This window comes from Acetomicrobium mobile (assembly GCF_937920065.1).
Genome location: NZ_CALETC010000120.1, coordinates 1 through 9751 on the forward strand (window position 1 = coordinate 1; position 9751 = coordinate 9751).

General features: G+C 46.5%; 10 protein-coding genes. 1 reads left to right on the forward strand and 9 read right to left on the reverse strand.

Annotated features, from left to right (window positions below):
• The 6 genes from Q7P41_RS05125 to Q7P41_RS05150 form a co-directional block, all read right to left on the reverse strand.
• Positions 1-933: LD-carboxypeptidase (locus tag Q7P41_RS05125; RefSeq protein WP_303882698.1), on the reverse strand; the 933-nt coding region annotated here is incomplete at its 3' end.
• A 24-nt stretch (positions 934-957) separates the two neighbouring features.
• Complete coding sequence (locus Q7P41_RS05130) at positions 958-1932, reverse strand: ABC transporter ATP-binding protein (RefSeq protein ID WP_303882699.1); 975 nt, start codon at positions 1930-1932, stop codon at positions 958-960.
• A 30-nt stretch (positions 1933-1962) separates the two neighbouring features.
• Positions 1963-2937, reverse strand: coding sequence for an ABC transporter ATP-binding protein (locus tag Q7P41_RS05135; RefSeq protein ID WP_303882700.1), 975 nt, complete (start codon positions 2935-2937; stop codon positions 1963-1965).
• Between the two features lie 18 nt (positions 2938-2955).
• Entirely contained in the window at positions 2956-3822 is an 867-nt protein-coding gene (locus tag Q7P41_RS05140; RefSeq protein ID WP_303882701.1) for an ABC transporter permease, read from the reverse strand.
• Positions 3823-3831: 9 nt separating this feature from the next.
• On the reverse strand, positions 3832-4755 hold the full coding sequence (locus Q7P41_RS05145) for an ABC transporter permease (RefSeq protein ID WP_303882702.1): 924 nt from the start codon (positions 4753-4755) through the stop codon (positions 3832-3834).
• A 331-nt stretch (positions 4756-5086) separates the two neighbouring features.
• Positions 5087-6694 carry an ABC transporter substrate-binding protein gene (locus Q7P41_RS05150; RefSeq protein WP_303882703.1) on the reverse strand — a complete coding sequence of 536 codons (1608 nt, stop codon included), beginning with the start codon at positions 6692-6694 and terminating at the stop codon, positions 5087-5089.
• Positions 6695-6943: 249 nt separating this feature from the next.
• Between Q7P41_RS05150 and Q7P41_RS05155 the strand changes: the two genes are divergently transcribed.
• Positions 6944-7765 carry a formate/nitrite transporter family protein gene (locus Q7P41_RS05155; RefSeq protein WP_303882704.1) on the forward strand — a complete coding sequence of 274 codons (822 nt, stop codon included), beginning with the start codon at positions 6944-6946 and terminating at the stop codon, positions 7763-7765.
• A gap of 217 nt (positions 7766-7982) precedes the next feature.
• On the opposite strand, the gene Q7P41_RS05160 is transcribed toward Q7P41_RS05155, so the two are convergent.
• From Q7P41_RS05160 to Q7P41_RS05170, 3 genes are all read right to left on the reverse strand, one after another.
• Positions 7983-8462: an Hsp20/alpha crystallin family protein gene (locus Q7P41_RS05160; RefSeq protein ID WP_303882705.1), complete on the reverse strand. Its 480-nt coding sequence runs from the start codon at positions 8460-8462 to the stop codon at positions 7983-7985.
• A gap of 191 nt (positions 8463-8653) precedes the next feature.
• A complete protein-coding gene (locus Q7P41_RS05165; protein ID WP_303882706.1) occupies positions 8654-9139 on the reverse strand; it encodes a YbaK/EbsC family protein in 486 nt (161 codons plus the stop codon).
• Positions 9140-9157: 18 nt separating this feature from the next.
• Positions 9158-9751: lytic transglycosylase domain-containing protein (locus Q7P41_RS05170; protein ID WP_303882707.1), on the reverse strand; the 594-nt coding region annotated here is incomplete at its 5' end.

Here is a 9751-nt window from a genome sequence, read left to right on the forward strand (position 1 = left end):
TACGACGCCGGATTCTACGATCGTAAAGGACGAATTGGCACCATCGATCACTGCTCGAGCACCTAGCGGTAAGGTGACCTTTTTATCGCCGTGACCAAAATACCCGTTTATTAACGTGGGCTTGCCTGCTTTTGCCACTACGTCTTCAAATATCTTGTCTAAAGTAAAAGTCCTTTCAGGGTCCTTGTGAGTTACGTTCGTAAACTGCCCCAGCACTATTCCTGAGGCGGCTTCAAGCTTGCCTGCCAGCAACAGTTGGGTCAACATGCGGTCTATCTTGTAAAGTGGTTCGTCTATGTCTTCAAGTATCAGAATGCGATTCTTGGTGTCTATCTCCCATGGCGTTCCCATTAGGGCGCAGATCAAGCTCATATTCCCGCCTATTATTTTCCCTTCCGCCGTCCCTCCGACCAGGGTTTGCAAGGGAGGAGCGCCATCGTAAGGCTTTAATTCCCCTATCGGCTCATCGTCACAAATCGCCTTCAAAAGGTGGTCTTTTTCGTAACCGTGAAAGCTGTCTTTTATCATGTCAGTCGAAGGCATGGGGCCATGGAATGTACAAAATTGGCCATGTAAGTTGAACATCAAATGAAGAATGGTGATGTCGCTGTATCCTAAGAAAACTTTGTGGTTTTTAGAGATAAGTCCCATGTCGATTAACCTCGGCAGACGGATGGCTCCATCGCCGCCTCTAACGCAAAATATTCCGTTTATCTTCGGGTCGTTGAACATCGCGTGTATATCTTGGGCTCGAATTTCTTCGGGGCCTGCCATGTAACCGTAGGATTCATAGCAGCTTGCGCCAACCTTGACATTAAAACCCAGATCGGTTATCGCTGCAACGGCTTTTTCTAAGTCATCCAAGGGAGCCGGGCTTGAGGGCGCGATCAAACCAATCGTATCGCCTGGATGCAGTGCCTTAACCTTTCTCATTATCTTCACATCTCCTCATCGATTTTAATAAAGCGGGAAATGACAGGCAAACCCTCTGTTTCCAATATATTGCATCTGCGGTTCCTCGCTTACGCATACGTCCCTGAGATAGGGACATCGGGCATGAAACCTACACCCCGATGGCACATTAATAGGACTTGGTATATCTCCTTTTAGAATGAGCTTCGCTCTATCTCTTGCGTGAGGATCAGGCACCGGCACGGCAGACAAAAGAAATAATGTATAAGGATGAAGAGGATGATCAAATATATCCGCTGTCGGACCGATCTCTACGCACTTGCCCAGGTACATCACCCCAATCCTATCGGATAGAAAGCTCACGACGCTCAAATCATGAGTGATGAACAGCAACGTCAAGTTAAAACGCTCCTTTAAATCTATTAAAAGGTTCAAGATTTGGGCCCTAATCGAGACATCAAGTGCAGATACGGCCTCGTCACATACTATAAATTCGGGGTTTAAGGCCAACGCTCGAGCAATACCGATCCTTTGGCGCTGTCCACCGCTAAATTGATGTGGAAAGCCCGACATAACAAAGTCCTGCAACCCCACCACGGAAAGCAGTTCCTTAACCCTGTCAACAATTTCTTTCTTGCTTATGCCTTTATTATGGGTTTTCAGCGGTTCAGCCAGTATATCAAGGATCCTCATCCTCGGATCCAACGAAGCATAGGGGTCCTGAAATATGATCTGCATGTCGCGCCTCAGGGATCGCATTTGTTCCTCATCCAGCGAAAAGATGTTTTCGCCCTTAAAGAGCACTTCGCCCTTTGTGGGCTCGATGAGGCGAAGCAAGAGCCTCCCAAGGGTTGTCTTGCCGCAACCGGACTCTCCCACAAGAGCAAAGGTTTCCCTGCTTGCTATATCTATATTTACATCTTCAACGGCGTGCACAAATACCTTCTTCCTACCCAAAGGCCCGGTCGAAAGTGAAAAAATTTTCGTCAGGTTCTTCGTGCTTATAAGCGCCTTTTCCATAGCTCTAGTTGTCCTCAATATGTCTGGGTTTCAAGCAAAAAGCCAACATTTAACAAAGTGTCCTTCCTCTATTGTAGTAAAGGGTGGTTCTTCCTCACAGCAAATGCCCCTAGCCTTATCGCAGCGATCGGCGAATCGACATCCCGGAGGCGGGTCAATTAAATTTGGGACCATGCCCTTTATAGTGTAAAGTTTCTTTGCTTTCCCCTTTTTTTCTATCCTTGGTATCGACCGAAGCAATCCCCATGTGTAGGGATGAGACGGGTTATCAAATATGCCGAAGACATCGCCCTTTTCGACGATCTTTCCGGCATACATGACGTTAACCTCGTCGCAAACCTCTGCAACTACGCCTAAGTCGTGAGTGATTAGTATTATGGACGTATTTATTTTTTTCATAAGTTCGAGCATCAAGTCCAATATCTGAGCTTGTATGGTCACATCTAAAGCCGTCGTCGGCTCATCGGCAATTAGAAGCTTAGGCCTACATATCAAGGCCATGGCGATCATGACCCTTTGCCTCATCCCGCCCGACAGTTGATGAGGGTAAGACTTCAACCTGGAGTGCGGTTCGGGAATTCCAACCAGATCTAAAATTGACAAGACGCGTTCATTTATCTCCTCCGGGGATAAAGAGGAATGAATGTGAAGCGGTTCTCCCACTTGACGGCCTATAGTCAATACAGGGTTTAAGGAAGTCATGGGCTCCTGAAAAATCATCGAAATATCCTTGCCGCGCAAATCGGCCATTTCTTTATAGTTTAATTTAGCCAGGTCATTGCCCTCGAAGAGAATTTCCCCCTCTACGATCTTGCCGACCGGCGAAGGAATCAGGCCCATTATTGAAAGGCCTGTTACGCTCTTGCCACAACCTGATTCCCCGACCAGCGCGGTGAGCTTTCCTTTTTTTGCCTCCATATCCACGCCATCGACGGCTTTCACGATGCCCCTTCTGGTGAAAAAGTATGTCCTGAGGTTTTTAATTTTTAACAGGTTATCTTGCACGTCGCTAGCTCCATTTCTTCAACCTTTAAGATAGGGATCAATGGCATCACGCAAGCCATCTCCAATGAAGTTAAAGGCCAGTACTGTTATAAATATGGCAACGCCAGGGAGTATCGCCACCCAGGGAGCAGAAAAAAGGAACTCCTTTCCGTTTGATACAAGGAGCCCCCAACTCGGAGTAGGAGGTTGGGCACCCACACCCAAGAAACTCAAGCTGGCCTCCGAAAGAATCGCATCAGGGATGTTCATCGTAAATAAAACCATCAGCGAGGGCAGACAATTTGGGAATACGTGTCTTGCCATTATTTTAATGTCTTTAACTCCTATTGCCTTGGCTGCCTCGATAAACTCCTTTTCCCTTATCGACAATGCCTGTGACCTCACGACCCTAGCTGCGCCTGCCCATCCGACCACGCTCAACGCGATAAACAGGTTAAACAAGGTGGCTCCTAAGGTATACATAACTACGATTGCTAAAAGAAGCGAGGGAAAGGCCATCACCACATCGGCCATTCTCATCACCCAATAACCGAGCCGACCTCCTATGTACCCGCTTACCACGCCAAGTATCGCTCCGATGGAAACGGCTATGAGGCTCGGTATCAGGCCAATGGCAAGCGAGATCCTGGCACCGTAGATTACTCGAGTAAAGAGGTCTCGGCCAAACATATCCGTTCCAAACCAATGATTTAATGAAGGTTTTGAGAAACGATTGTTAAGGTCAATCTCGTAAGGATCGTAAGGCGTAACATAAGGTGCAAATATGGCTAAAACAACCAAAATAACCACTACAATCAGGCCAAATAAAGCAGTCTTGTTTTCTTTAAAAGCTCGGATTATATCTGCAAAGAGGGTTTCGTGTGCTAATAGTTTCTCTTTTTCCATGGCTTTGCCCTACTTCTCCAGCCTTATGCGAGGATCTAAGAGAGAATACAAGATATCGGCCACCAAATTTCCCAGGATGACGAGAATCGTGGCAAAAAGGACAGAACCTTGAAGCAACGGCATATCCCTGCTTTTAATGGCATCAACCGCGACTCTGCCGACCCCAGGGATTCCGAACACGCTTTCTGTAATTACGGCTCCGGAAAGCAAGCTCGCCACCTGTATTGCCATTATCGTTACTACCGGCAGTAAGGCGTTTTTAAGGGCATGTCCGGTAATGACGGCTAGCTCCCTGGCCCCCTTTGATCTAGCCGTTCTGATGTAGTCGTTACGCATTACGTCTAGCAAGCTCGACCTGGTAAGCCTTGCAATAAGGCCGGCGGAACTCCACCCAAGAACGATGGCAGGCATGATGACGTATCGCCAGCCATAAAAGCCCGCTACTGGCAACCACCCCAGTTTTAGGGCAAAGACGTACTGAAACAATAGGGCGGACCAAAATACGGGCATGGATACGCCGGCAAGGGAAAATCCCATGAAAAAGTAGTCAGTCACCGAGTACTGCCTTATGGCGGATAAAATGCCAGCAGGGATACCTACGATCCATGAGACCAAAGCAGCGGAAAAGGCCAATACCATCGTCCTGGGAAATGCCTGAAGGATCAAATCAGTCACGGAACGCTGCAATTTATAGGACGTGCCCAAGTCTCCGTGTAACAATCCCCACAAAAACCTGAAATATCTTATTATCCACGGATCGTCCAAGTGCATCTGGGCACGGACCCTCGCTACGACGTCGGCGCTGACCTTTTCCTTCATCATCAAAGCCACCGGATCGCCCGGGACGACGTTCAACAATACAAATACGAGAAAAGTTACGCACAGGAGAATAGGGATCGATATGAGCAGTCTGTTCAATATATATTTCCACACCTCATAAATCACCTTTCTTACTGTGATATTGATCAAAGCATCGAAAACGAATAACCAGGCTTTATCGTCAAAGAAACAGGTTTACAGGTCTTAAAAGAAGTCTTTAGGTAGCTCTAGCTAAAAGACACACCATAACATTCGTTAACGTTGTGCCGCTAAATTAACGTTGTGTGGGAACCCCGTCTTTTTTGAGGAAAACCCTATATCACTTTTTTAAGATATCGTTTCATTCTCTGATTTATCATCACCCATCAGGTGCCAAAAACCCTATTTGTCCTATTAACTTTTGTTTACTCTTTCTGCAACACGGCACCGGGCACCTTAATCGACATCATTCGACATTCGTTTCGTAATATGACATGTCGCTCCAGCCGTTCCACGGAACGACGAATTTCTTCACCCTGGGTGCAAGCACGTATAGGTGTTCTATATTGAAAAAGGGCACCCATGCTGCCTGATCGTGGACGATCTTTTTTTCAAGTTCGCGATAAAGAGCTATGCGCTCCTTCTGATCGGTTATGGTCCTCGCGCGATCCAAAGCCTCAAATACCTCAGGATCGTTGTTGTTAAATGAACGTACTACAGTTCCGGATTTGCTAAAAAAAGTGTAGAAGAAGTTATCGGGATCGTTAAAATCAGCTGACCATACCTGCATGTAGTGATCCGAATCGCCTGTTTTTCTCACGGCATAGTATGTCGATTCATCGACCTGGCTGATCTTGACTCGAAAGCCCGCTTCTTTAACCATCGCTTGCACGAGCTCGTTCATTTTAGCCCAAGTCTGTCCCCAGGTGCTCACTTGGACTAAGGTCATATCCACTCCGTCGGGGTATCCTGCTTCGGCTAAAAGCTCCTTTGCCTTCTTCGGGTCATAGACGATTGGCTCAAGATCCGGATTGTACCCTATTAGCCCCTTTGGCATGACGCCGTGAGCTAAAGTGCCGCGTCCATAAAACAAGGTGTCTAAAATCATTTGTCTGTCGATGGCCATTTGAAGGGCTTTGCGTACCCTTACGTCTCCGAAAGGTTCCTTTTTTTGATTGATGCACATGTAATATATCCCAACCCTTGGACCGCTCACGACTCGATCCTTCCATTTTGGGTTCTCAAGAAAATAGGGAATCTGAGAAAAGGCGTAGTCGCAATCGAAGATATCGATTTCGCCGGCCTCAAAAAGCATCCTCATGGTCTCCGGGTCAGTTACAACCCTGACAAATATCCTGTCCAGCTCTGGACGCCCGCGATAATATTTATCGTTGGCCACCAGCGTTACATGATCGTTCAGCACGTACTCCTTCATTATGAAAGGTCCCGTTCCACAAGTTGTTTTCGCGGTGAGGCCAAATTGATCTCCGGCTTTTTCGGTGAATTTGCGATTAAAAATGCTCGCTTGCGGGCTGGCCATGACGGACAAAAAGGGTGCGAACGGCTGGCTTAATGTTATCTGGACAGTATATTTGTCCAATGCCTTTAACCCTTTGGTAGTATCTGTTTTTCCGTCAAGACGGTCTTGGGCTCCATCCACAAAGTTTAGGATATCCGTGTTCAGGGCTTGGGTTTTGGGATCCAACATTCGATCGAAGGTATAGACTACATCGTCCGCGGTCAATTCCTCACCGTTGTGGAAATAAACGCCGCGCCTAAGATGAAAGGTATAGGTCTTACCGTCGGGAGTGACCTCCCAGCTTTCAGCCAATCCGGGTACGAGGTCCGAGGCTCCAGATTCGAGGGTTATACACTCTATCAGCCTATCGAAGCAATTAAGCGGCAACATATAGTAGGCGGTATTTTTCTGACAATCAGCGGTCTTAGGATCATCCGGATAGCTTATCCTCAACTCTTTTTCCTTGGCACTGACCATGGTTACTGAGCCCACTAAAAAAGTCAACGCGAGTAAGATTATCGTTAATATATAAAATCTCTTTAAATTACTGCTCATTTTTCACACCCCCAAATCAAAGATTTTATGACCACTATCTTAACATCAGAAATATCGATAGTCCATGAGGAGCACAGCTTTCAGGTCAGGGGAAAAATAATTTGTGTTAAGATGATTATGCGAAAGTATAAGATAGTTTTGACTCAATGCTATTTGATAAGAACATGGATCGACGATCAGCTTTATTAATGCTATAAATTTCAATGACACGTTGTAGGAGCAAAATTAATACCAAAAGGGGAGATCCCGATGAGCTTTAAATCTCCGGCTGACATCGCAAAGAGCGCTTGCTCTGCCGCAGTTGCAAAGTGCAGCTTAAAGTTTCACCAGATGTTGCTGCTTGGAATCCTAGCAGGTGTCTATATAGGTTTCGGCGGATTTCTTTATACCGTTGTGATGCAAGATTTAAGCCAATATGTGGGAGTTGGTCTGTCCAAGCTAATCGGCGGGGCTTCATTTACGGTTGGTTTGATTTTAGTGATCATAGCCGGCGGCGAACTTTTCACGGGAAACTGTCTGATACCCATTGGAGCTTTAGCCGGATTTGTTACGCCTGGGGCTGTAGCCAGAAACTGGGCAACAGTTTACTTGGCCAACCTCATTGGTTCTGTCCTTCTTGCCTATATTATTTATTTTTCAGGCCTGGCGAGCGAAGCTGTGGGCATGAATGCTTTAAAGATAGCTTCAGCTAAGATGGCTTTGCCATTGAGTTCAGCCTTTTTTAGAGGAATATTGTGTAACTGGCTTGTCGTCCTGGCCGTGTGGATAGCCATGGCTGCAGAGGATGTGGTTAGCAAAATATTTGCCATATTTTTCCCCATCATGGCTTTCGTCGCCTCTGGATTTGAGCACAGCATAGCAAACATGTACTTTATGACCATCGGCATACTGCTCCGCCGTAATGATGCATTGATCGCTCAAGCTAATTTAAGCCCTCAGTCATTAAACGCCCTATCTGTTCATGGATTTCTAAATAACATAATCCCCGTTACCCTGGGCAATATCGTGGGGGGAGTTTTATTCGTGGCAGTGTTTTACTATTTTATTTTCGATGATAACATAGCGTTATGATCATGCCCTCAATCCAGGAAACCCGCGATTAATACGCCCCAGAAGGGAGAGGCAGTACCTGAAGGCCGTATCCCCAAGTTGAAGCCACCTTTGTGGTCAGCATGCTAAATAATCCGATCGTATACGGATCGACAATAAAAAATGCCTTTCACCCTCCAACATTCTAAAATTAGGGTGAAAGGCATTAAAGCTACATTTTTAACTTTTAAATGTAAAACTAGTCTTCGTATTCGATATCGACGCGATAGCCGCCCTCTTCTTCGGGTTCCTTTTCCGGGATCGTTATCGTGAGCACCCCGTTTTTGTATTTAGCCTTGGCTTTCTCGGGCAGCACTTCAACGGGAAGAGCGATCACCCGTGAAACTTTGCCGTAATACCGTTCGGAACGAATGACCTCTTCAGACTCGACTTCTTTAGCGCCCGATTTCTCCGCCCTCAAGACGACCTTATCCTCATAGATCTTTATATCTATATCCCTGGGGTCAAGTCCCGGAAGTTCCGCTTCAACTATGACGTTACCGTCTTTGCGATACACATCAACGGTCACCGCGCCTCCACCAAATACGGGTGGCATAAATCTGGAAGCAAAATCGTCAAACACTCTGCTGATCTCCTCTTGCAGTTTGTCGATACCCGTCCAGGATGGGTACCACCACATGCCGCGTCCTCTTCTTTCGGGTAATTCAGGTCTCCTCATGGCTCATCACCTCCACTACTCTTTTTGATCTTTCCTGACCTTCACTTTTATTGTAACAAGAAGGATTTAAAGTTCAAATAATATCGATCAAGATTAACGGCGATTAGCGGCATTTACTGCAAAATAAATCAGATTTTCCGATGCATTCTCCGTCTTTTTACCGTTATCTGCAATTTTCTGGTGGTTGCTTACTACTTTTTCAAATCGCAGACCAATCCTTCGGTGAGTCTTACAAGTTCGTCCGGCGAGACGGGGAAAAAGGCATGATCGTTGCCTGCGGCTGCCCAAAGGACTTCGTATTTTTGAACATCTTCGTCGATCAGAGTTTTTATCTTCACGTCGTATCCTACGGGAGGAACGCCCCCTATTTTGTAGCCAAAGTTTTCTTCTATGTATTCTGCTCCAGCCATCTTGACCTTGCGAGCGCCCAAATGATTCCTTACCTTTTTTATATCTACCTTGTTGGGACCGCTCATGAGCAATAATACGGGCTCTCCGTCCACCAAAAAGATGAGACTTTTTAGTATCTGTTCCTCGGGCACGCCTATGGCTTTGGAGGCATCCTCTACAGTGAAAATGGTGTGGTCGCTCACAAAAATTTCACCGCTATATCCCAAGCTCTTCAGGGCATCCCATACCCTTTGTACTTCCTCGGTGTAATGTTGATTGCTGCTCATAACGTCACAACTCCTTCTTTACGTTTTATCTCCATACAATGCCTTATATATCTTATAATTAGCGATGACCTTTCGCACGTACGTCAAGGTTTCATTGAAGGGAATATCTTCAATCCACTGAGTTACGTCAAATTCACCCTCCTCGGGTAGCCATCGCGTCACATTGCCTATGCCCGCGTTGTAGGCTGCCAAGGCGAGCGGCAAGTCCTTTAGTCTGCCCAAAAGCCAGGAAAAATGTGCGACTCCCAAGCGTATATTGGTCTCGGGAGAATATATGTCAAATTTTTTGATTCCTAATTTCGCAGCTTCTTCATTCGCTGTAGCCGGCATGAGTTGCATCAAGCCGCTTGCGCCCACCCAACTTGTCGCGTTAGGATTAAAAGCACTTTCCTGCCTCATTATGGCCCAGATGACGTTGGAATCTACGCCAAATTTTTCGCAAGACGCCTGCACCTCAACCTCGAAAGGAGTGGGATACAAGACCTCCAGTAAGCCTCTGGATATGGGTCCGTCACCTTTTATCGAGTACTCCAGCGGCCTTGCTACGTTATAGGCAAGGTCGAAGTTGCCAAGCCAGCTGTAAAGTCGTGAACTCCTATAGCGAGCTGCAAT